Below are 23,359 nucleotides of genomic sequence, written 5' to 3'. Positions count from 1 at the left end.
AGTGCGATGAAAAAGACTGTGAGCGTCATCGGCGTGCCGATGGACTTGGGACAAGGCCGTCGCGGCGTTGACATGGGGCCGTACGCGATTCGCTATGCGAGCTTGAAGGAGCGCATCGAACGGCTCGGTCTGACCGTCAATGACCAAGGCAACATCAATGTGCCGACCGCAGAGACGCACGATATTGACAATCAGAAGCTAAAGTATCTGCCCGAGGTGACGCGAGTATCTGAAGATCTGGCCGCCAAGGTGGCAGACGTGATGGCAGATGGTCACTTTCCGATCATCTTGGGCGGTGATCATTCGATTGCGATCGGCTCGATCGCGGGCGTGGCGCAACATGTGAAGAAGCTCGGCGTGATCTGGTTCGATGCGCACGGAGATATGAACACAGAGGACACCACCCCGTCGGGCAACATTCATGGCATGCCGCTGGCCTGCTGCATCGGCATCGGCAACGAGACGCTGGTCAACATCGGCGGCTACGCGCCGAAGCTGAAGCCGGAAAATGTGGTGATCGTCGGCGCGCGCTCGATCGATCCTGAGGAGCGCGAACTGATCAGAGCGCACAACATCACCTGCTTCACCATGCATGAGATCGACAAGCTGGGTATCGCGAAGGTGATGGAGGAAGCGATTCGCATCGCGTCGGCCGGCACGGACGGGATTCACCTGTCGCTCGACCTCGACTCGATCGACCCGGACATGGCGCCTGGCGTCGGCACGCCGGTGCTCGGCGGCGTCACCTATCGAGAAGGTCACTTGGCGATGGAGATGCTCTTCCAGTCGGACAAGGTCGTCTCCTGCGATCTGGTGGAAGTCAATCCGATCCTCGATGAACAGAACAAAACGGCACGCACAGCGGTCGATCTCGTCTGCTCGCTGCTCGGCGAATCGACGATGTAAGCGGTATCACTAGAAAAGCACCCGGAATGGGTGCTTTTTTTGTTGACGAATCGCAAAAGAAGAGCGTATACTTCCTAATAAATACAGGTAATCCGATTCGTAAAGTATGAATTAGGCGATTGCCCGAATTGGGAACCCTTCTCCTTTGTCCTGTATATGTTAAAACAGGATTGGGGTGGGCGCTTGCCGCCATGTCGTGGTGGGAGAGGGGCATTTCGGGTCTCTTGCATAAGGAATCCTTATTTTGATCATAAGGATTTGTAATCGGCCGGATCGGACAGAAGGAGAGTGTAGAGGATGAGCACGAAGCCGTTCGTTTTGTCAGCAGAAGAGGTCGTACGCTTCAATGAGGAGTACCTGAATAAAACCCCGGAAGAAATTTTAGAATTGGCGTTTTCCACCGTTGAAAATATTGCGTTCGCTTGCAGTTTCGGGGCGGAAGATGTGGCGCTTGTCGACATGATCGTCAAGGTCAACCCGCAGGCGAAAGTGTTTTACCTCGACACCAACCTGCTCTTCCCGGAGACGCATGAGGTGAAGAACCGCATCGTGGAGAAGTACAGCCCCAACCTGATCAAATACACGCCGCTGCTCACGCTCGACGAGCAGGCGGAGCAGCGAGGAGATCAGCTGTGGGCGAGCGACCCGAACGGCTGCTGCGGCATCCGCAAGGTCGAGCCGCTAAAGCGCGCGCTGAGCGAGTTGGACGCGTGGATCACCGGCATTCGCCGCGAGCAATCGCCGACCCGCGCCGATGCGGGCGTCGTCGAACTCGACACCAAATTCAACCTGGTCAAGTTCAACCCGATCGCGCTCTGGACAGAAAAGCAGGTCTGGGATTACATCGTCCAACACGAAGTGCCCTATAACAAACTTCATGACCAAGGGTTTCCATCGATCGGATGCATCCCTTGCACCCGCGCGGTCAAGCCGGGGGAAGATCCGCGGGCGGGCCGCTGGGCCAACCATGAGAAGACGGAGTGCGGCTTGCACCAATAGGCGGTCGTCGAGCCTGTTCGACAGCTCGCTCTGTCATTCGATCGACATCCGCGCGCTTCGCCATGCGACAGGAGGGTAAGGCAGATGGATTTGGAAGTTTCGTTAGGCGGTTTTGTCGTCGGATTGCTGATCGGAATGACCGGTATGGGCGGCGGGCTGGTGATGACGCCGATGATGATCTTTCTCTTCGGTGTCGCGCCGACCGTCGCGGTGGGCACCGATCTGCTCTACGCATCGATCACCAAACTGTTTGGCGGTTGGCAGCACTGGCGGCAGAAGACGGTCGATTGGCAGGTGGTCAAACTGCTTTCGATCGGCAGCCTGCCCGGTGCGCTGCTCGGCTCGATGGCGATCCTCTACCTGCAGACGCTCTACATCGAAAGCGTAGAAGGGATCGTTGGCCGCCTGCTCGGCCTGACCTATCTGCTGATCGCAGCTGTGATGATCGTTCGGATGTTTCGCACAGGCAAGCGCGAGCAGGAGGCGCCCGAGCCGATCAAGCCAGACAAGCGGAAGATGATCGCGCTGGGCTTGGTCGGCGGCTTCATCGTCGGGCTGACCTCTGTCGGCTCCGGCACGCTGTTCATGGCCGTCCTGCTGATGATCTACCCGGTCGCCGCCTCAAGGCTGGTCGGCACCGACATCGTGCAAGCTGTGCTGGTGACCGGGGTGGCGGGAATCGCCCATTTTGCGATCGGCAATGTCAACCTCACGATGGTCGGCAATCTGCTGATCGGTTCGATTCCCGGCATCCTGATCGGCAGCCGCATGTCGCTCAAAATTCCGGAGCTGGCCGTTCGCTCCTGCCTGTTTTTGATGATCTGTCTCTCCGGATTGAAAATGCTGTTCAAGTAAGAGCTAGGAGGTCTGTGATCGTGAATGGATTGATTGCACCACATGGAGGAACATTGATCGACCGTGCGCTGACCGGAGCGAAGCGTGCACAGCAGCAAGAGATCGCAAGGCGCGCAAAACGAGTGCCGTTGGACGCTTTTGCTCTGTCCGACCTAGAATTGATCGCAAACGGTGCGTTTTCACCGCTGACCGGCTTTATGGGGCAGTCAGATTATCTGTCGGTCGTCGAACAGATGCGCATGTCCGATGGGACCGTCTGGAGCTTGCCGATCACGCTTCCTGTCGACCAGGCGCTCGCCGACTCGATTCAGGTGGGCGAAACGGTGGCGCTGGTCGGGGAGGATGGAGTGATCTACGGCACGCTTGAGGTCACCGAAAAGTATGTTCCCGACAAGGTGCAGGAGGCGCGACAGGTCTATCGTACCAGCGAGACGGAGCATCCGGGGGTTGCCAAGCTGTTTTCCCGACCGGGCGTCTACCTCGCCGGCCCGATCTGGCTGATCGAGAAACGAGAGAATGTCGAGTTTGCCGAGTTTCGCTTCGATCCGCAAGAGACGCGGTTCCTCTTTGCGGAAAAAGGGTGGCAGACGATCGTCGGCTTCCAGACGCGCAATCCGGTGCATCGCGCGCACGAATACATCCAGAAAAGCGCGATGGAGATCGTGGACGGCCTGTTTCTCAACCCGCTGGTCGGCGAGACGAAAGCGGACGACATTCCGGCCGATGTGCGGATGGAGAGCTACCAGGTGCTGCTCAAGCACTATTACCCGACCGAGCGGGTGATGCTCGGGGTGTTTCCGGCGGCGATGCGCTACGCTGGACCCCGAGAGGCGATCTTCCACGCGATCGTGCGCAAAAACTTCGGCTGCACCCACTTTATCGTCGGCCGCGACCATGCGGGCGTCGGCGATTATTACGGCACGTATGAAGCGCAGGAGATCTTCCGCAACTTCACGCCAGAGGAGCTCGGCATCATTCCGCTCCACTTCGAGCATAGCTTTTACTGCACCAAATGCGGCTCGATGGCATCTGCCAAGACCTGTCCGCATGAAAAGACAGATCATCTCACCCTCTCCGGAACAAAAGTGCGAGCGAAACTTCGCGCCGGAGAAAGCTTGCCGGTCGAGTTCACCCGCCCGGAGGTGGCCGAGGTGTTGATCGCCGGGCTTCGCGAAAAAGAGGCGGTGCGCGAAAGATAAAAGATTGATGCCCGTTCTGGGCATCAGTCTTTTTTCATTAGGAAATCCTATGGTACAGCAGGAATTATTTTGAAGATAGGGAATTGAAAAAGGGCGTGAAACTTTTTCGGCACGAGATCGTACATACATGTAGCCGGAACTTAGATACGGCGGAGGAAGCAAATGGAACTGATCGAACAGCGAATCGTCAAACGGGCGCAAAAGGGCGACCGTCTCGCATTTGCGGAGTTGGTAGAACTTTATAAAGACAAGTTGTTCAACCTCGGGTATCGGATGCTCGGCAACCCGCAGGAAGCGGAGGACATCGCGCAAGAGGCGTTTTTGCGAGCGTACGCGAATCTGAACAAATACAATGCGGATCACAAGTTTTCGACTTGGATCTATCGAATCGCCACCAATCTTTGCATCGATCGCATCCGCAAGAAAAAGGCGGACTTCTCGCTCGATGCGGAGGTCGATGGAATTGAAGGCGGGGACATGTACTCGCGGCTTTCTGCACAAGGCGATACGCCGGAGCAGGAAGTGGTTCGTCTGGAGACGCGCAGAGAGGTACAGGATGCGATCGACGGGCTCCCCGATAATTACCGTGCAGCGGTGATCTTAAAATACTTACACGATCTGTCACTGATCGAGATCAGTGAGATTCTTGAGGTGCCGGTTTCCACGGTCAAAACACGCATCCATCGCGGTCGCGAAGCGCTGCGTGCCGGTCTCCGGCCGATGCTATAGGAGGTGCCTGACGTGATCTGCCAAGAGAATAACGAAGAGCTGCTTCACCGTTATCTCGATGAAGAACTGAGTGTGGCAGAGCGAACCGAGTTGGAGGCTCATGTTGCCGCTTGTGACAAATGCCTCACTCACCTCAAAGAGCTCGGAACGGTCATTCAGACCCTTCAGGGAGCTGAGTGGCACAAGGCACCGAGCGGCTTTACGGAAGATTTGATGGCCAAGCTGCAACAGGCAAAACCCCCGCGCCGCAATTGGCGGGTCCCGATCATGAAGTACAGCGGGATCGCTGCCGCGGTGCTACTCGTGTTTGGGCTCGGCGTATCGATTGCGACGCCGAACCAATTCGCTCTGCAGGCCGACCACACGGACGGGTTGATCGTCGCGGACGGGAAGGTGATCGTGCCTGAAGGAAGCGAGTACAACGGCAATCTGGTCATCCAAAACGGCGACATCGAAGTGCGCGGCAAAGTGAACGGCAATGTGACCGCGCTCAACGGCAAAGTCCACCTCGCGCGCGCCGCGGGCGCCGACATTTCGGGCGAGGTATCTGAGGTGGACGAAGCGCTGGAGAAGTTCGGCTACTATGTGAAAGAGCTGTTCAGCGGATTTTTTGGAACGGGCAAGTGAAACTGGAGATGCGTTGCAACATTCCCCTGCACCGGGTGACCGATGCAGGGGAATTTCTTTTGGAAGCAGGAAGTCTATTCCTTTAGATCGTACTTATAATTAAAGAAAGAACTTTATTAGTAAATCATACACGGAAAGTAGAAGTGCTATCAATCATCCTGCTCGGAGTTATTCGATCATTCCTCCGCACATCGGGTGTTTCTGTCAAAGAGAGAATAGACGGAAAAAGTAGGTGAGGTGTATGGCCTTGGGCGGCATCTGGAGCTCGCCCCGATTTCTCTTCTACGCGACGGGAAGCACGATCAACAACTTGGGCAACCAGCTGTACTTTCTCGTCTTGCCGCTTCTGGTCTACAGCATGACGCAGTCGGCGCTGAACATGAGCGTGATGGCGGTGTGCGAAGCGCTGCCACAGGTTTTGCTGTCCCTGTTTGCCGGAGCGCTGGTCGATCGGCTCTCCCGAAGGACGGTGATCTTCGCGGCGCTCTGCTTCCAAGCGTTCTGCTGTGCGCTGATCTCGACTTTGTTTTCGGTCGGGCTGTTGGAAGTGTGGATGCTCTATCTGCTCGGCACCTGTCTGGCGATCGGTCAGGTTTTTCTGCGAACGGCCGAATTTGCCACGATCCCGGCGATGTTTCCCGATCGGAAGCTGGAGGCGAGCGCCGGGCTGTCGAGTTGCTTTACGGCGACGACGATCTTTGGCCCGCTGCTCGCCGGGATTTTGATCGCCGCCTTCGAGTATCAGACGCTGCTGATCATCAACGCGCTGACCTATTTCGCCCCGATCCTCCTCTGCTTGATCACGCGCATTCCACATGAGAGCTTGGGCGGTGTGCGCTCCATCTCGCAGGTGCTGATCGACACGAGAAACGGATTGCGATGGATCTTGGACAGCCGGATTCTCGTCTCGATCGCGATCGTGATGGGGCTTTCCAACCTGGCGGACAGCGGGATCTTGACGGTGGTGCTGTTCCATCTGAAAGATGAGCTGGCGATGGCGGACAACTTGATCTCCTACGTGCTGATGGTCAACGGCCTCGGCATGCTGATCGGGACGATCCTGCCGCCGAGGCTCAAGCGGCTGGCGCGAGGCAAGATGATGCTTTTGGCCTTGCTGTTGAACAATTTTGGCGTTGCGCTGTTTCTGATCCCCGTCGCATGGATCGCCCCGATCGCGCTGTTTATCGGCTCGATCGGCGGGATGATGCTGCACATCTCATACACGGTGATGATTCAAGAATCGGTGCCCAACGAGATGCTCGGGCGGGTCAACGGGGCGATGCGCACCCTGATCGCGATCACCTTTCCGCTCTCCACGTCGATGCTCGGGTCGATCACCGGATTTCTCGGTTCGGAGACCGCCTTTCTGACCGCAGTTTCCCTGTCGATCCTGCCGCTTTTGATCATCCTCAAAGGACCGGTCTATCGCTTTTCGCAACAGCAGCTGAACGAGGAGGTCGTCAACCGCTCTTCAAACATGATCTCGTGACAGCTCCCGCACTGCCGGGGGCTGTTTCCCTTTCTGCAATTTATGGAAAATCGGAAAGCGGAAAAAGGAGATACTATCCGTCTAGCGAATGAAATAGGATAGACTGTGCATGCAACGTTTAACTTGGGAACGGATATAGTAAGCAATGAGATCGAAAGGGCAGTAGGTGGGCGATTTGCAAAACACATTTACTCAACTGATCAGCTCGTTCAGCCTGTTTGATCTGCTCGACATCCTGATCGTCGCCTTTGTGCTGTACAAGATGATCCTGCTGATCCGCGGCACGCGAGCGGTACAGCTGCTCAAAGGGATCGTCGTCATCCTGCTGGCGACCGGAGTGAGCAGCGCCTTGCAACTCAATGCGCTGAACTGGCTGCTCGATAAAATTTTAACGATCGGGCTGTTTGCGATCCCTGTCGTCTTTCAACCGGAACTGCGACGGGGTTTGGAACAGCTCGGACGAGGCAAGTTTTTCTCCTGGAGTTCGACTGCGGTGCTCGAAGAGGAGGACATCCCGAAGATGATCTCCGAGGTGACCAAAGCGACGCAGGTGCTCGCCAAGAACAAGATCGGAGCGCTGATCGTCATCGAGCGGGAGACCGGGCTGAACGACCATTTTGAATCGGGAATTCCGATCGGGGCGGTCGTCTCATCGGAGCTGTTGATCAACATCTTCATCCCGAACACGCCGCTCCATGACGGCGCGGTGATGATGCGCGGCAATCGAATCGTGGCAGCATCCTGTTTCCTGCCGCTGTCAGACTCCTCGCGCATCTCCAAAGAGCTCGGCACGAGACATCGCGCGGGCATCGGCATCACCGAGGTGTCTGACGCCGTGACGGTGATCGTGTCGGAGGAGACCGGCTACGTGTCGGTCGCAGTCAACGGCGACCTCACGCGCAACCTCGATGAGCAGTCGTTCCGCGAGCTGATGACCACCCATCTTGCGCCGCCGAAGCAGAACGGTTTCTCGCTGTTCGGCAGAAAGGCGGGATCGTAGGATGATGGATCGCTTCTTAAAAAACAACACGTTGGTCAAGATCATGTCGGCGGTGCTGGCGGTGTTGCTCTGGCTGATCGTGCACCAGAGCGATGAGAGCACCACATCGACCGGCCTGACCTCACAGCCGCAACAGCAGTTGGAGAAAAAGGTGGAAGTGATGTATGACGAGCGCAACTTTTCGCTGGTCAACGATCCGAAGGTCACCTTGACCCTGCGCGGCTCCTATCTGGACATCATGAACGCGGTCGCCCAAGGGGATTCGATCAAGGCGGTCGCCGACGCATCGAAGCTCGGTGTTGGCGTGCACGAGGTGCCCGTCTACGTGACGGGAGCCCCCTCCGGCGTGTCGATCGAAAACACGAAAGTGAAGGTCGAGCTGGAAGCGGTCGAGAATCGAGAGTTTCCCGTGCAGCTGCGGATGAAAGGAAAGCCGGGCGAAGGGATGGTGGCGGGCGATGCGCTCGTCTCGCCGAAGACGGTGATCGTCACCGGTGCCAAATCTGCGCTGAACTCGGTGGATCAGGTGGTCGCGCAGATCTCGCTGGATGAGGCGAAAGAGGCGATTCAGACATCTGTGCCGCTGACCGCGGTCGACAAGGCGGGCAAACAGGTGGAAGGCGTGCGCTTAAGCCGCGACCGCGCCGAGGTGAGCGTCCCGATCGTCAAGCCGTCCAAGTCGGTTCCGCTCCGCCTGCAGTTCAAAGGAGAGTTGGCGCCAGGCTATGCGGTGCAATCGGTGGAGCAGTCGGGCACGGTCACCCTGTACGGATCGGCCGACACGCTGGCCAAGATCGATTCTTTCCCAGCGCCTGTGATCGACCTGACCGGGCTGAGCAAGACGACCAAACTGACGCTGACGCTGACCGAGGCGGAGGGTGTCACAGGCATCCAGCCGAAGCAGATCGCGGTGGAAGTGGTGATCGTCGAGGCGACGAAGCGCACGTTTACCGACATCCCGGTCAAAGTCACCGGGTTGAAAGCTGGTGAGAGCTACAAGCTGCTCGGCAGCAGTGACCTCGTCACCGTGACGGTGGAAGGGGCGAAGAACAAGCTGGACGCGCTGACGGCGCAGGACATCAACGCTCTGCTCGATCTGAGCAACCAGCCGGCAGGAGAAGGGGAAGTCCGCGTGGTCGTCACCACGCCGAGCTTCGTCAAGACGGTCGAAGTCACCCCGCCGACGCTGAAGCTGGAGATCAAAAAATAGAACGGAATGCCGGAGCGACTTTTCCGCTTCGGCATTTATTTCGTCGATCGTGCAACCAAATGCAGTGCTCGTCCGTCTTATCTAATGGGCGCCCATTTTGCTCGCCCATCGCGTTCGGCAGGTCGGTCAAAATGACAGACTTCAAGCAGGGGCGATCTCTCAAAATCAGGGGGTCTTGTGCTTCCTGCTCATCTGTGTGAAAATGAATGAATTGAGTGCAAGTCCTCAATTCTCAGCGAAGGAGATATCGTTTCGTGGCGCAATATTTTGGTACTGATGGAGTTCGCGGTGTAGCCAACCTCGAACTGACACCTGAGTTGGCATATAAGCTGGGCCGTACCGGAGCGTACGTCCTGACGCATGGCAATCAAATTCAACGCGCGAAGATCGCGGTGGGCAAGGACACTCGCATCTCCGGCGATATGTTAGAAGCAGCACTGATCGCAGGCATCACCTCGGTCGGGGTCGATGTCGTTCGCTTGGGCGTCATCCCGACGCCCGGTGTCGCCTATCTGACCCGCACGCTGGGCGCAGATGCGGGCGTGATGATCTCCGCCTCGCACAACCCGGTGCCTGACAACGGCATCAAGTTTTTTGGCGGTGACGGCTTTAAGCTGACAGACGAGCAGGAGGCGGAGTTTGAACGCCTGCTCGACTTGGCGGCAGACGAACTGCCCCGCCCGACCGGCGAGCATGTCGGCCGCGTCTACGAAGAGGCGAATGCGGGCGCGCAGTTCACCGAGTTTCAAAAGTCGACCGTCCGCAACCGCTTTGACGGCGTGAAGGTCGTCCTCGACTGCGGCAACGGCGCCGCATCATACGTGGCGGCAGACGTGTTCCGCTCGCTGGGCGCAGATGTCGTCTCCATCTTCTCCGAGCCGACGGGCACCAACATCAACGTCGGCTGCGGCTCGACCCATCCAGAAGTGGTGCGGGAGGCTGTCCTGGAGCACCAGGCGGCGATCGGGTTGTCGTTCGACGGCGATGCGGACCGGCTGATCGCGGTGGATGAGCTCGGCAACATCGTCGATGGCGACTACGTGATGGCGATCCTCGGCAAAGCGCTGAAAGATCGCGGCGAGCTGCGCGGCAACACGGTGGTGGCGACCGTCATGTCGAACATCGGCTTCCTGAAGGCGATGCGCGAACAGGGCATCGAGGTGATCAGGACGGCGGTCGGCGACCGCTACGTGATGGAAGCGATGAAGCGTGACGGGTATGCGATCGGTGGCGAGCAGTCTGGCCACATCATCATGCTGCGGCACAACACGACGGGCGACGGTCTCTTGACAGCCCTGCACCTCACCGATATCATGGTAGAATCCCAAAAGCGGATGAGCGAGCTTGCGGCGGTCATGAAGAGCTTCCCGCAGATCATGATCAACGTGCGGGTGGCGACGAAGGAAGGCTGGCAGGAAAATGAGGCGATTCAAAACGCGATCGCCCGCGTCGAGGAGATTCTCGGCGGGGATGGCCGCGTGCTGGTGCGCCCGTCTGGCACCGAACCGCTGATCCGAGTGATGGCAGAAGGGCCGGAAGAGGAATCGCTTCGCAACTACGTGAATGACATCGCAGCGGTGGTGCGCCAAGAGCTTGGCGCCAACTGATCGAATGGGCGGGGTGTGAACCAGAAGGTGGTTCACGCCCACGACCCTTTTGCGCAAGGTTGCATATATTCTATGTAGGAGGTGATGCGAAGCGGCGAGAGTGGGAGTTCAGTTTTTGTATCTTTCAAAAGCGCCTGAACTGACGCGCAGGAACGGAAAAGACTGCGCCAGTTGACGAGGTGGAGGAGTATCGAATCATCGGCGGATGCCTCCCGGTGGATAGCCACACCGAAAGAGCGTGACCGAAATCCGACAGGTGACTGGCGGGACAAGGAGCGCTTTGGCTAACCAAGAGATCAATACATTCGACAGGACAACCTGTTTTCAAAACGCTTATGAACCGTTTTCATGAGCCTGTTTTTCTGCTGTCTGAAACAGGTTGCTCCGACAACTGAGGAGGATTACTCAACATGTGTGGAATCGTGGGTTACATCGGAACAAAGCAAGCGCAAGACGTACTGTTGCATGGACTTTCCAAGCTGGAATACCGCGGCTATGATTCGGCGGGGATCGCCGTCTTCGCGGAAGGCTCGGTCACGCTGAAAAAATCGGCAGGCCGTCTGGCGATGTTGGCAGAGCTGGTCGACGGACCGGATCGTCTCGAAGGCTCGCAAGGGATCGGTCACACCCGCTGGGCGACACACGGTCGTCCGTCTGATGAGAACGCGCATCCGCATCAGGACAACGAGGGCAACTTTACGCTCGTGCACAACGGCATCATCGAAAACTATCTGCAACTGCGCGAAGAGCTGATCGCGAAAGGTCATACCTTTTTGTCAGAGACGGACACCGAAGTGGTGGTTCATCTGCTCGACGAGATGTGGACGGGCGACTTTTTCGATACGGTGATCGCGGTGACCAAGCGCATCCACGGCGCATACGCGCTGGGCATCATGACCAAGCACGAGCCGGGCAAGCTGATCGCGGTGCGCAAGCAGTCGCCGCTGATCGTAGGCCTTGGCGAAGGCGAGAACTTTATCGCCTCCGACATCCCGGCGATCTTGGAGTACACCCGCAACGTGTACATCCTCGATGATGGTGAGATCGCGGTGCTGACCGCCGATCGGGTCGAGACGTACGACATCGAAGGCACCCCGACTTCCAAAGAGGTCTATGAGGTGACCTGGACGGCGAGCGCTGCCGAAAAGGGCGGCTATGATCACTTCATGCTCAAAGAGATCAACGAGCAACCGCGCGCCATCCGCGACACGCTGACCGGCCGCATCTCCGAAGAGGGAGATCAAGTGATCTTCGACGAGATCGAGTGGCCGGCAGGGTTTGCTGAGCAGATCGACCGCATCCACATCGTGGCGTGCGGCACCTCCTGGCATGCCGGGATGGTCGGCAAGCAGGCGATCGAGCGCCTGACCCGCATCCAGGTCGATTGCGAAGTCGCATCCGAGTATCGCTACCGTGACCCGATCGTGACGGAAAACACGCTGATGGTCGTCATCACCCAGTCGGGTGAGACGGCAGACACGATGGCTGCGCTTCGCGAAGCGAAAGCAAAAGGGGTGCGCGTGCTTGCGATCACCAACGTGGTCGGCTCCTCGGCAGCGCGGGAAGCGGACGATGTGATCTTCACTTGGGCAGGCCCGGAGATCTCGGTCGCTTCGACCAAAGCGTACACCACGCAGCTGATCGCCCTGTACCTGTTTGCCGGCTGGCTGGCACAGGAGCGCAAGACTCCGTTCGCGTCTGAACTGCCGAGCATCCTGAGCGGCCTGAAGCAGCTGCCGGAGCTGGCAAGCCACGCGCTGCAGACGGCGCCGGCGATCGAGAAGTTCGCGAAAAACTGGGCGGATAAGAACCACGCGTTCTTCATCGGCCGCGGCATGGACTATGCGGTGTCGCTGGAAGGCTCGCTCAAGCTGAAAGAGATCTCCTACATGCACGCTGAGGCGTATGCGGCAGGGGAGCTGAAGCACGGGACGCTGGCGCTGATCGTGGAAGACATTCCGGTGATCGCCGTCGTGACGCAGGAGCAGCTGTACGAGAAGACCCTCTCGAACATCAAAGAGGTCAAAGCGCGCGACGCGTTCGTGCTGGCTGTCGCGTTCGACGGCGATGAAGAGATCGCCAAGTCGGTCGACCAGGTGATCTCGATCCCGCGCGTCAACCCGTTCCTCGCCCCGGTGATCGCCGTGATCCCGCTGCAACTGCTCGCGTACTACGCGTCCGTTGTCCGCGGCAATGATGTGGATAACCCGCGCAACCTTGCGAAATCGGTGACAGTGGAGTAAGGGAAGGTTTTCCTAGCAAGTATGTTGTAGATGATTCGGGAAAATAAAGTTCTTTCCTGACAAATAAAGTTCTTTCCTAGCAAATAAAGTTCTTTCCTTAGGCTGTGTGCCATGAGATAATCATGGCACACAGCTTTTTTAGTTAGGGAGGGTTTACGTGGCGAAACGATCACTATCATGGACTGAAGATAAAATTGCCAAATTTCTGAAGGAAGGCAGAGGTCAAGGAGAGGGCGCGAACTATCAACCTTGGCTCACCATCCATGACGTCCCGTCGAGAGGGCTGAGTACACGTCAAAAGGGAAATAAGACCGGACGTATACATCATGTGCTTTCCGATTTGGAACGGAACTACCTCTATTTGCTTGACTGGAGCGATCACGTGATAGATATACGCGAGCAATATCCATTGGATCGGGAGCGGACCTTACAAATCGCCGAAGAACTTGGTTATCGCCACCCGATGGACATTGCTACACAGACTCCTATCGTCATGACGACGGACTTCTTGGTAACAGTTCGGCGTGAAAAGGAAGTCATGTACATAGCCAGGACGGTCAAACGAAGTGAGGAGCTTGAAAACAAGCGTACCATCGAAAAGTTTGAAATCGAACGAGAGTACTGGACTCAGAAAAATGTCCATTGGCAGATCGTGACCGAGAAAGAAATTCCACGAGAGGTATGCCGAAATCTACAGTTTGTTCATGGATATCTTATGGTTGATGAGGAGACCCGACAAGTATCGATGGAACTTTTGCAATATTTGATCGTTTCTGAGGAAGAATCCTTGTCAGAAGCCTTTCGACAATTTGAGCACAGGAACTTTTTAGACCCTGGCGGTGCTCTGTTGTGCTTCAAGCATCTGATAGCGGCCAAATATGTTTCATTCGATATGACTCGTTCATTCAGTAAACGGATGAAACTTGAGGAAATTAAGCTTTCCTACAATAACGAGGAAATGAGGCGGTGGGCAACATGATCCTTTCGATCAACGACTTGCTTCGAGAGGAGCAGGAAGGTCGTCATTTCCGCGTCCTTTGGATCGATCCTGATAACAAGATCTGTTACTTGATAGATGTTGAGAATAACACTGCAATCCCTTTCCTTCGCAAGGTAGAGGAACTAACTGACGAAATCTTGCAGGGGGAGTATGTGAAAACCAAGGAGGACTCATTTTTACCATATCTTCATGACGATGTTCCTGAAGCACATGAACAAAAAAGGGACAAGGCTTGGGAAATAATTCGAGAGCTAGTCAATCAGGAACCAGATATCTATGAAAGGGAAAAGCGCGGCGAACTCGTTCATCATGTCTTAAAGAAATTCGGTTCAACTAGACCTACCGTCTACAAAAATCTACGAAGGTATTGGCAACGTGGGATGACTCCAAATGCCTTACTCCCGGATTACCACAAAAGTGGTGCAAGAGGAAAGGAGCGAGCTGCTGGAACAGCAAAACGGGGGCGTCCTCCTGTTTATGGAGTAGAAGGGATCAACGTAGACGAGGCAACAAAGAAAATCTTCCGAATTGCACTTGAGAAATATTACCTTACCACGCAGAAGAACAATCTAACTTCAGCTTATCAGATGATGATCAAGGAGTTTTACGCGGAGGACTATTATGAGCAAAATGGTGTGAAAAAGGTTGTGCTCGTAGACGAAGAAAAACTTCCCACATTCGGCCAGTTCAAGTATTGGTACAACAAAGAGTACGGAGTTCAGGAAACCCAGATGGCGAGAGAAGGTCGTATCAAGTATGAAAAGGATCACCGTGCCGTGTTGGGCTCTTCTCTAACCGGTGTACATGGGCCTGGATCTCGGTTTCAGATCGATGCGACCGTGGCGGATGTGTACCTCATCAGCCGATACAATCCCGACTGGATAGTTGGAAGACCTGTCATGTACGTGGTGGTTGATGTATTCAGCAGGATGATCGTTGGGATGTACATTGGGCTGGAGGGCCCTTCTTGGATGGGAGCCATGATGGCATTGGCAAACACGGCATCGGACAAGGTAGCCTATTGTGCACAGTTTGGGATCGACATTCCTAAATCTGCTTGGCCCTGTGAGCATCTTCCAGAAGTTTTGCTGGCCGACCGCGGGGAACTCGAAGGATACGATGTAGACCGTCTCGTAAATGCATTTCACCTTGAAGTAGAAAATGCTGCCCCCTATCGAGCCGACTGGAAGGGCGTTGTCGAAAAACAGTTTGATCTCTTGCAAACAAGGGTTAAACGCTTTCTCCCCGGTTACGTGGAGAAGGACTTTCGGGAGCGTGGGGCAGATGATTACCGACTCAAAGCCAAGCTGACACTTGAGCAATTCACTCAGATCATGATCAAGCAAATTATCATGTATAACACCACTCATTATCTGGAGGGCTACAAACGTGATGAGGACATGATCCTTGATGAGGTCGCTCCAATTCCACTTCAACTTTGGAACTGGGGTATTGCGAATCGATCGGGTAAATTGAGATCCACCTCAGAAAAGCTTGTTCGTTTGCATCTCCTGCCTCAAGAGAATGCAACGGTCACGTACAAAGGGATCAAGTTTAAGCAGATGATGTACGGATGCGACCGGGCATTGCGAGAAGGGTGGTTTCCAAAGGCTCGTCAAAAGGGGAGTTGGAAAGTAAAAGTTGCATTTGACCCACGCAATATGTCTGCAATCTACATCTGGGATGAGGCAACAGGTGATTTTGAACCATGTCACCTGCTTTCTCACGAAGAACGATATGAGAACAAAACATTGGACGAGGTTCTATATTTACTAGAGTACGAGAAACATATGAAACGAGATTCAGATTACGATCAGTTGCAGGCAAAGGTTGATTTTGCCGCTGAGGTTGAGGAGATCGTGAAAACGGCCGTCAAAACAGTTGGCAAGAAGCAGACACATTCCATCAGTGCAGCGCAAAAGACCAAAAGGATTAAGGATAACCGACGATTTGAGCGAGAACAAAGGCGACAGGAGGAAGCGTTCATCCTCACACCCAAAATAGAAAAGCCTGCAGAAGTGATCCCTTTAGTTCCTAAACAAGAGGAAGATTATAGTCGTCCTTCAATCAAAGACTTCCTGAAAAAAAGGAGGGAGCAGAAAGAGAATGAGTGAGGAGTATCAACGATTGCAAGAAGACCGAAGACCTTTGGTCAAAGCTATCTACCACGACCAACTGTTGGTAGACTACCGAGGAAACCCACTAATCGAGGCCTTACCTCCAATGCTTGAGGCGGAAGAGGCATATGATAAACTTTGCCTCTTCCCTCCTTACGATGAAGGAGAAAGATTCCTTTCCCCAGAGATCAGATTCCATGCGTTATACCGAGTACAACACTTTTTTCAGCCAATTATTCGCCACCTGGAATTGGAGCAAAAGTTTTCCCGATTACTTCGTACTGGGTACTTACATCGGAATCCGCTAGACCCGTCTCAAGTTCAACAAGTAACTGGCCAACCAGCACCTAACGTTCGATCATCTGCTTCAAGTCTAACCTTTATGGGTTTTTCGGGGATCGGCAAGACTACCGCTGTTGAGCGTGTACTATCCTTGTATCCACAGTGCATCCTTCATGAAGAACCTGTGAGCCGCGTTCAAATCGTTTGGCTGAAGCTGAACTGTCCGCATGACGGTACCTTAAAGTCCCTCTGCATGGATTTTTTTCTCAAAATTGACGACCTGATAGGGACGAATTACTACCAGAAGTACGGTCATCGACGAAACTCGATAAGCGCGATGGTTTCTCAAATGGGGCGTGTAGCTCGGTTACACTGCATTGGAGCGCTCATCATTGACGAGATCCAGCATTTGCTGACAGCAAAAGATAAAGGGTCAGAGAAGATGATGAACTTTTTCGTGACTTTAATTAACGAAGTAGGAATCCCGATCATGCTGATTGGTACTATGAGGGCTCGCACAGTCTTACAACAAGATTTTCGTCAAGCACGTCGGGGAAGTGGACAAGGCGACATGGTATGGGAGCAAATGCAAAACGATCACGAGTGGGAAATGTTCATGCAAGAGATGTGGCGCTACCAATGGACTCGTGAACGGGTGCCATTGACGGAAGAAATATCCCAAACCATCTATGAGGAAAGTCAGGGAATCGTAGACATCGCGGTGAAATTGTACTCCTTGACCCAGGGTCGCTCGATCGTTTATAGCCACGAAACAATATCTCCGGCACTGATACGTCAAGTTGCACGCGAGGATTTGAAACTCGTTCAACCCATGCTGAACGCACTAAAGTCTGGTCTTATGTCGGAAATTCAAAAATACGAGGATATAATGCCGATGGGCCTTGCCGACTGCCTTCAAGTTCACCAGTCTAAAATCGATCTGCGAGCGACGATCCAGAAGAAGAAGGAGCAACAAGAGAAAGCGCGCCAAGCATACGAAACCTCAATAGCTGAAAAAGCGATACTTGCACTGATCGGTCTTGACATTGATCCTAAAAAAGCTGAAAAGGCTGTACTCCACGTTTTGAAAGGAAAAGGGGAAAAGTCTCAAAGTCAGGTAGTAGTCCAGGCTCTGGCGTACATCGAGGAAAAAGAGCAACGGGAAAAAGTACCTCGTAATGAGTCTCGACTGCAGAGTGTACTTGCGACATGCATCGAGAAAGGGAAAAGACAAGGTTGGTCAGCTTATGAATCTTTAAAGGAGTCAGGCTTTATTGGAGAACCCCTGCAAGAGTTCGCAATCTGAGGAGGGAAAGTATGCTTGGTTTTTTCCCGCGTTTGTACCCAGATGAACTGCTTTACAGTTGGCTTGCCCGTTACCATTTGTACGCGATGAATTCCGGTCCTAAACAAACGATGATAGATCTCTATGGATATTACAATCAATTGGCAGTTCCCGACCTACCAGTAAATCTTGACGAGCTAAACCGAAGAGTCCAGCACTTTTTTAAGAAAACGGTGGACGATTGGATTGACAGTCATACCTTTTTCAAATTTTACACGGCATTCGCATTCCCTGAAATCAGGGATCGGGTCAAAAATACCATGAGGTCGGATGCTAGGGATAGTTCGCTTCATATGCTTACAGGGGTTATGGCCAGCACCTTCAAGGAAAAGACGTGCTTTCACTACTGCACCATATGTGCCGAGGAAGACTTGAAAACCTATGGGGAGATGTACTGGCATCTCCCTCATCAACTTCCCGGAGTACTTGTCTGTAAGAAGCACCAGATTTCATTAAGCAAAAGTCTCGCGCCGTTTCGACCAGGTAATCCACATCACTACGTCGCAGCATCGCGTGTGACTTGCCCAGTACTGGCCCGGATTACTTCCTATGATCAAAAAACCATGAAGCATCTGCTAGGGATCGCCCAAGAAGCAGAGCGACTTATCCAGCACAACTTCACTTTTGACCGCGAAGCCCTCCGTCAGACCTATCTCGTTTTGATGCAAAGGAAAGGATTAGCCAGAGGAAAGAACTACGTGTATCAAAGGAAACTCGCAGAACAGTTCCGGTCATTTTACGGTGACGAGTGTCTGCAACTCCTTCAATCAGAGGTACAGATGGAAGGCGAGTCTTCTTGGCTCAAAGCGATGACCCGGAAACATCGTAAAGCCTTTCATCCAATCCGGCATCTTCTGGTCATCCGTTTTTTGGGTGAGACGTTAGAATCGATCAATTCTCAGTTAGATACTGCTTATTATCCGTTTGGTGAAGGTCCCTTCCCATGTTTGAATCAAGCAGCGTGTCACTATAAAGAGTTAGTAGTAAGCGATCTGAAAATCACAAGATGTACAGATACAGGGAAACCGATGGGTACGTTCACTTGTGATTGCGGATTCCAATACTCCCGAAGGGGGCCTGACCACGCTGATACCGATCGTTTCAGAATTGGAAGAATAAAGTCATTTGGGCCTGTATGGCAAAGACGATTGGATGAATTAATACATGTCGAAAAGCTCTCATTTCGGGCTGCAGCTCGTAAGTTGGGGGTGGATACGAATACAGTGATCAAGTACTCCAAGAACGAGCATCCTAGCGCTTCTGGTGAGACGGAAGAGCCCCCAAAATTAGGGACCAAACTGGAGGCAAAGCAGAAGATGTGGAAAGCGTTGCAGGCACGCTATCCGGATGCCGGTTCCGCACAACTTCGTAAGGCGGAGCCCGCACTTTACTCATGGTTGTATCGAAATTGCAGAAACTGGCTTGCCGAGAACTCCCCGAAGTCAATAGGCAACAACCAGTCAAAAGTAAGGATCGACTGGGGAGCTAGGGATCTCCGGCTTGCAAAACAGATTCAGAAGGCTGCGCAACAGTTGCGGCAAGCAACCCCTCCTGTAAGAGTCACTCCGCATGGAATAGCCAGAAGAGCACAACACCATTCGCTCATCGAGCAACACTTGGACAAACTGCCCGAAACCAAGAAGACATTGGCGAAGTTGAGCGAGACCAGAGATGAATTTCACATACGCCGTATTCATTGGGCTGCCCGAGAGATTCGAGAAGCGGGTCTTGAACCAGTGAAGTGGCTGATCGTGAGAGTGGCCGCCATCAGGCCGCTTCTAAGTCCTGTAGTCGAGAGAGAAATTCAAAATATCATGCTTGACGCTACGGTTGCGGAAAGGAACGTCCCGTGAAACTTCGAATCAATGATCGACTTTTGGCAAAACGCACTGTGAACCTACATTGGTTTGGAAACGTTCGTAGAACCTCGCACAACAGCTGGAGGATTCGAGTTGGATTTGAGTGTAATGGTGAATTATTCACTATTGATCGTCCTTTGGCCACACTTCCTCTCTTGCGGATTGGGGAGCCCTATCACGATGGAGTGCCGCTCTCCACGCATAAGAAGTCAGACTTGATTGACACTGTTTCAGTTCCTGTAGAAACTCGGTCATGGTCGTCTACAGCTCTGCAAATCTGCAGATCTTTTAACTATTACCTATTTCGCCATCCAGAACTGATCAATCAACGGATTCACTCTTTTGAGTCAGCAGGGCGGGTCTTCCACATTCCACATGTTGAACTGATTAGAGCCCTGTTTGCGCTCCACAAGCCTCTCAGCAATGCGATGCTTTACCCAAATGGTCTTGCTTTCATCGTTGAGCAGTATCAACATATTGAAAATGGGATACGGATTCGATTTTCCAGTGAAGTGGCTGCTACATCGCTCACGGAAGACTTCGTTCATCATGTGGCTTGGATCATCTCAAATCGAGATATCCTTCAGTCCTACGAATCCATTTTTAGTACGGCTTATGCAGGATATCACTCACAGTACGGCACCCCTCTTTCTTTTGCAGTCCCCCGTCTCGACAACATATCTTTCATGTTTAGAGGCTTAAAATCTGGGGATGAGGTTTTGGTGCTGGAAATTTTGAGTGTTGGAGGACTCCATCTTGACTTGCACCAGATCGTCTATCGACATCCATCCATCAAGGAGCGAACCTACGAGCCAGGACAGAAGAAGCGTAGAATAATGCGACCTGATGACGAGGGATTCGATCTCGTGGATGAAGTGCCAAAAGTAGACACCCACCAGCCTGTTGTGTCGCACGAACCGACCATCGTCGGATATACCCATAAAGCAGAAATTGTACGTGTGGCTGAGAGCTCTCAGGTGGTGCATCAAGGACATACTCTTGTTGAGCGAAAGGGGAAGGGCGGTGCGCTCGTTCCTGCGAGTGTTGATGAGTCTATTGTTGGCGGCAAAACACAGCCGATTGATGTGCAAAGCCTTGAGGTTACGAACGGAGTAGCCACCGGAGAATTGAGGGAGTTTTTAGAGATGGTAAGAAGGCTTCGCGTACGTCGCCCAGAGCTTACGATCGACACAAATATACTCGATCTCCCGACGGGACGGAAATTCTCGCATCTCCCTAACGGAGACCGCAGAAAGTGCGCGGTGGTGCGAGTACAGCGTTCTGAGCGACTGACTTACATCTTGGAGGTTTCTCGACCAGATGGGCATAGTCTTTCCACATTGCTACTGTATCCCAACTCCAGTGATCTGGAAGAAAATCATGGTCTCATTCATGACATTTTACGGGATCTTGTTTATAACCAAGGTTATTGGAGTCTTCAAAACATCACTTCGGCACGAACACGCAAGCTCCGGCATACTCACTCTCGGACCGATGACTGGACAAGGAAAGTGTCAGATGCTTTGACCTAACAATAACATGAGCATCACTATCTCCGAGCTCGATGCAAGAGGCGAGGATCTAATCAACGTCCACTATACTTCATATCTTGATCGAGAAGCGACACTCATTTTTATAAAATGAACTGCAGTAATAATAAGAATATTAAGGGATTGTTGCTAAAACGGTTACTTGGTACGATCTCCTTGTAAGGACATCCATTCACCTGGGGGGATAATAACGGTGCGAATGGGATGTCCTTACATAGACCACCGATATGTGATGTTGCTTCGGCTCACGATTTTTGGTGGCCTCCCTAAGTGTCAATAAAATAAGCCTATCTCCTAAGTCCGAGAGCGATGCGGAAGCCGCGGATCTTTGCTGATGGTGGAAATGAATTGACACTCATTGTCGCAAGGTAGCTCTCTGCTACCTTGTTTTTCTTAACATGGGGGCGAGGAAGTGGAAAACGAGAACATCGTTTTAGAACAAACGATTGAAAACTTACGACTTGAAATGCACCGGCTAGCAGATCAGAGTGGGAATCTTGTCGATGAACGTGTGATTGCAATCAGTCAGAAGTTAGATGAATATCTCGTGAAGTTCCAGCTCAAGATGCGGTAAGCCAGATAAAGGGCTACCGCATCTTTTTGCCGGAGGGAGTTTTCAAAGTATAATCCCGCGACTTTTCAAGTTGTGCTCAATATACTGTTTCATCAGTTGCAGAGATTGAATGGCCTGCGTGTAATTCTCTTGTTTTTGATGAAGATCTGCGAGAATTGAGTAGCTATCAGCAACTTCAGACCAGTCTTCAAATTTCTCATACAAGGCGATTGACTGTAAAATCATTTCGACCGATTCTTCAAGTTGGCCGTTTGCAGCGAGTGCGATCCCTTTTGTTCGAAGAAGCGGAGCGGCTTCAAGTGCGTCTCTCGACAGTTTAGCAAGACAATCCTCACACAGTTTGATGCATTCCTCAAATTTTTGCTTCTGTAGATGTAACCGTGCAATTTCACCCTGAGTCGCCAATGCTTCATTTTGGAAGCTGTAGCGTTCGTAATCCTTTGCACAGTTTGTAAGAAGGAAAAGGGCATCATCATGTTTCTCTTCGTGCAGTTTGAATGCAGCAAGCTGTTTTTTGACATCAATTGAGCCCTTGATCAGTTTGAAAGCTTTGGAGATGGAGGTCGAGTATTCCGCGTATTCTTGAGCTTTTTCGCACTCTCCAATTTTTAAGAAGTTCTTCGCCAGTCCAAGATACGACTCTGCGATCTGATCAAAGTGAGCGGTATTCGTGAGGAGCTGTTGGGCTTGTTCATAGTACTTTAAAGACTCGGGAGGTTCACCGTATTGTAGAAAGACATTGCCAAGGTCAAGGAGTAAAGTAGACTGAGTAAACGGGTCGGGAACTTTCAATTGCTCAAAGAGTTCGTATGCCTTTCGCCAATGATAGATCGCGATGTGATACTTTCTTCTGCGATACTCCATCTGACCAAGTTGATGAAGTGTTTGTATCATTCCTAATGTATTTCCATGACGCCTGTATAGCTCCAACGTCTGATCACAGAGATCTTCAACTTTCTCGTACTGATCAACCTGCAAGTAACATTCGGACAATTTGAGTCGTAATGCAGCTGCTTGCTCAATGGTGACATGAGGTGTGTCGAGCAAAGGGATAAGTAGTTTTGCAGCCTGTGTGTAGCTACCACTGCTCATATAAGCTCTTGCTACTTTCAGGATGCTTTGATGCTCCATTTGAATTTCGACATCTGCTAAAAAGTGCTCTAACTGCGTATCTAACCTTCGCGCAATTTCTTTCAATACGTTGTAGGATGGATTGGCCTTGTTCGATTCGATCTGTGAGATCATGCTTGGTGTGACAATACCCTTTCCTAAATCTCCTTGGGTTAGGCCTTTTGCGATTCGCAATTCTTTAATTCTGTCCCCGAGTCTCATGATTACAGCCTCCTCGTCTCAACTTGATAAATCATCTTCCCTTGTGTATAAGTCGACTTCTTATACAAGAAGAATGATCTTAGGTATACTCATTTTAAGGCAATGCATAATATCAATAAATATTTAATAAAAATGATAAAAACTATATGGGAATAATGTCTTGAAAAAACAAAAAACCCCTCAGTCATTGAGACTGGGGATTCTTTGTATCGAGTATTAGACGACATAATTTCCAACAAAAGCTCCGTTCGGGTGAAAACCAGCGTCATAGGCAAGAATGATTCCGCGAGGGCCAGGACCGGGATCGTAGGCCAGACTTATGAGGTGTTGACCCGTGCTTTCGGTACTACCATTGATATCTGACGGAGAAGAAAAAATGAGCAGTGATAAAGCAAAAGCAATAGCAAGCGGTTTTTTCATTTTTCAACCTCCAAGA

The 23,359-nt window shown here is 52.5% G+C and carries 19 protein-coding genes; 17 read left to right on the top strand and 2 right to left on the bottom strand.

Translation table 11 applies throughout. The annotated features are described in order from the left end of the window. Nucleotides 1-6: 6 nt before the first annotated feature. The 17 genes from rocF (at nucleotide 7) to ACFSOY_RS08685 (ending at nucleotide 21,591) form a co-directional block, all read left to right on the top strand. Nucleotides 7-906, top strand: coding sequence for an arginase (gene rocF / locus ACFSOY_RS08765; RefSeq protein WP_386045739.1), 900 nt, complete (start codon nucleotides 7-9; stop codon nucleotides 904-906). Nucleotides 907-1,203: 297 nt separating this feature from the next. After that, nucleotides 1,204-1,905, top strand: a complete 702-nt coding sequence (locus ACFSOY_RS08760; protein WP_386045736.1) for a phosphoadenylyl-sulfate reductase — start codon at nucleotides 1,204-1,206, stop codon at nucleotides 1,903-1,905. A gap of 84 nt (nucleotides 1,906-1,989) precedes the next feature. Continuing rightward, the gene (locus ACFSOY_RS08755; RefSeq protein ID WP_386045735.1) at nucleotides 1,990-2,760 is read left to right on the top strand and encodes a sulfite exporter TauE/SafE family protein; all 771 of its coding nucleotides are present in this window, start codon (nucleotides 1,990-1,992) and stop codon (nucleotides 2,758-2,760) included. Nucleotides 2,761-2,780: 20 nt separating this feature from the next. Continuing rightward, nucleotides 2,781-3,959 carry a sulfate adenylyltransferase gene (gene sat, locus ACFSOY_RS08750; RefSeq protein WP_386045733.1) on the top strand — a complete coding sequence of 393 codons (1,179 nt, stop codon included), beginning with the start codon at nucleotides 2,781-2,783 and terminating at the stop codon, nucleotides 3,957-3,959. A 162-nt stretch (nucleotides 3,960-4,121) separates the two neighbouring features. Continuing rightward, entirely contained in the window at nucleotides 4,122-4,688 is a 567-nt protein-coding gene (sigW, locus tag ACFSOY_RS08745; protein WP_386045732.1) for an RNA polymerase sigma factor SigW, read from the top strand. Nucleotides 4,689-4,700: 12 nt separating this feature from the next. Further along, complete coding sequence (locus tag ACFSOY_RS08740; protein WP_386045730.1) at nucleotides 4,701-5,315, top strand: zf-HC2 domain-containing protein; 615 nt, start codon at nucleotides 4,701-4,703, stop codon at nucleotides 5,313-5,315. A 241-nt stretch (nucleotides 5,316-5,556) separates the two neighbouring features. Beyond that, nucleotides 5,557-6,804: an MFS transporter gene (locus tag ACFSOY_RS08735; RefSeq protein WP_386045728.1), complete on the top strand. Its 1,248-nt coding sequence runs from the start codon at nucleotides 5,557-5,559 to the stop codon at nucleotides 6,802-6,804. A 175-nt stretch (nucleotides 6,805-6,979) separates the two neighbouring features. Then, nucleotides 6,980-7,804 carry a diadenylate cyclase CdaA gene (gene cdaA / locus ACFSOY_RS08730; protein ID WP_386045726.1) on the top strand — a complete coding sequence of 275 codons (825 nt, stop codon included), beginning with the start codon at nucleotides 6,980-6,982 and terminating at the stop codon, nucleotides 7,802-7,804. Nucleotide 7,805: 1 nt separating this feature from the next. Then, nucleotides 7,806-9,014: a CdaR family protein gene (locus ACFSOY_RS08725; protein ID WP_386045724.1), complete on the top strand. Its 1,209-nt coding sequence runs from the start codon at nucleotides 7,806-7,808 to the stop codon at nucleotides 9,012-9,014. A gap of 254 nt (nucleotides 9,015-9,268) precedes the next feature. Further along, the gene (gene glmM, locus ACFSOY_RS08720) at nucleotides 9,269-10,621 is read left to right on the top strand and encodes a phosphoglucosamine mutase (protein ID WP_386045723.1); all 1,353 of its coding nucleotides are present in this window, start codon (nucleotides 9,269-9,271) and stop codon (nucleotides 10,619-10,621) included. A gap of 410 nt (nucleotides 10,622-11,031) precedes the next feature. After that, nucleotides 11,032-12,864 (top strand): glutamine--fructose-6-phosphate transaminase (isomerizing), encoded by a 1,833-nt coding sequence (gene glmS / locus ACFSOY_RS08715; RefSeq protein ID WP_386045721.1) that lies wholly within the window; start codon nucleotides 11,032-11,034, stop codon nucleotides 12,862-12,864. Nucleotides 12,865-13,021: 157 nt separating this feature from the next. Continuing rightward, nucleotides 13,022-13,843 carry a TnsA endonuclease N-terminal domain-containing protein gene (locus ACFSOY_RS08710; protein ID WP_386045719.1) on the top strand — a complete coding sequence of 274 codons (822 nt, stop codon included), beginning with the start codon at nucleotides 13,022-13,024 and terminating at the stop codon, nucleotides 13,841-13,843. Next, a complete protein-coding gene (locus ACFSOY_RS08705; protein WP_386046789.1) occupies nucleotides 13,840-15,978 on the top strand; it encodes a Mu transposase C-terminal domain-containing protein in 2,139 nt (712 codons plus the stop codon). Before ACFSOY_RS08710 ends, ACFSOY_RS08705 begins: the two co-directional genes overlap by 4 nt. After that, complete coding sequence (locus tag ACFSOY_RS08700) at nucleotides 15,971-17,569, top strand: ATP-binding protein (RefSeq protein WP_386045717.1); 1,599 nt, start codon at nucleotides 15,971-15,973, stop codon at nucleotides 17,567-17,569. Before ACFSOY_RS08705 ends, ACFSOY_RS08700 begins: the two co-directional genes overlap by 8 nt. 11 nt (nucleotides 17,570-17,580) lie before the next feature. After that, a complete protein-coding gene (locus tag ACFSOY_RS08695; protein WP_386045715.1) occupies nucleotides 17,581-19,461 on the top strand; it encodes a TnsD family transposase in 1,881 nt (626 codons plus the stop codon). Beyond that, complete coding sequence (locus tag ACFSOY_RS08690) at nucleotides 19,458-20,999, top strand: Tn7-like element transposition protein TnsE (RefSeq protein ID WP_386045713.1); 1,542 nt, start codon at nucleotides 19,458-19,460, stop codon at nucleotides 20,997-20,999. The genes ACFSOY_RS08695 and ACFSOY_RS08690 overlap by 4 nt, the downstream gene beginning before the upstream one ends. A 430-nt stretch (nucleotides 21,000-21,429) precedes the next feature. Beyond that, on the top strand, nucleotides 21,430-21,591 hold the full coding sequence (locus tag ACFSOY_RS08685) for a Spo0E family sporulation regulatory protein-aspartic acid phosphatase (RefSeq protein ID WP_386045712.1): 162 nt from the start codon (nucleotides 21,430-21,432) through the stop codon (nucleotides 21,589-21,591). A 42-nt stretch (nucleotides 21,592-21,633) separates the two neighbouring features. Here the strand turns inward: ACFSOY_RS08685 and ACFSOY_RS08680 are convergent, their stop codons facing one another. Then, nucleotides 21,634-22,923: a tetratricopeptide repeat protein gene (locus tag ACFSOY_RS08680; RefSeq protein ID WP_386045710.1), complete on the bottom strand. Its 1,290-nt coding sequence runs from the start codon at nucleotides 22,921-22,923 to the stop codon at nucleotides 21,634-21,636. Nucleotides 22,924-23,139: 216 nt separating this feature from the next. After that, nucleotides 23,140-23,343: a hypothetical protein gene (locus ACFSOY_RS08675; protein WP_386045708.1), complete on the bottom strand. Its 204-nt coding sequence runs from the start codon at nucleotides 23,341-23,343 to the stop codon at nucleotides 23,140-23,142. Nucleotides 23,344-23,359: the final 16 nt, after the last annotated feature.

It is taken from the genome of Tumebacillus lipolyticus (assembly GCF_042682745.1).
GTDB lineage: Bacteria > Bacillota > Bacilli > Tumebacillales > Tumebacillaceae > Tumebacillus_A > Tumebacillus_A lipolyticus.
This window is presented reverse-complemented; position numbering and strand designations above follow the sequence as displayed.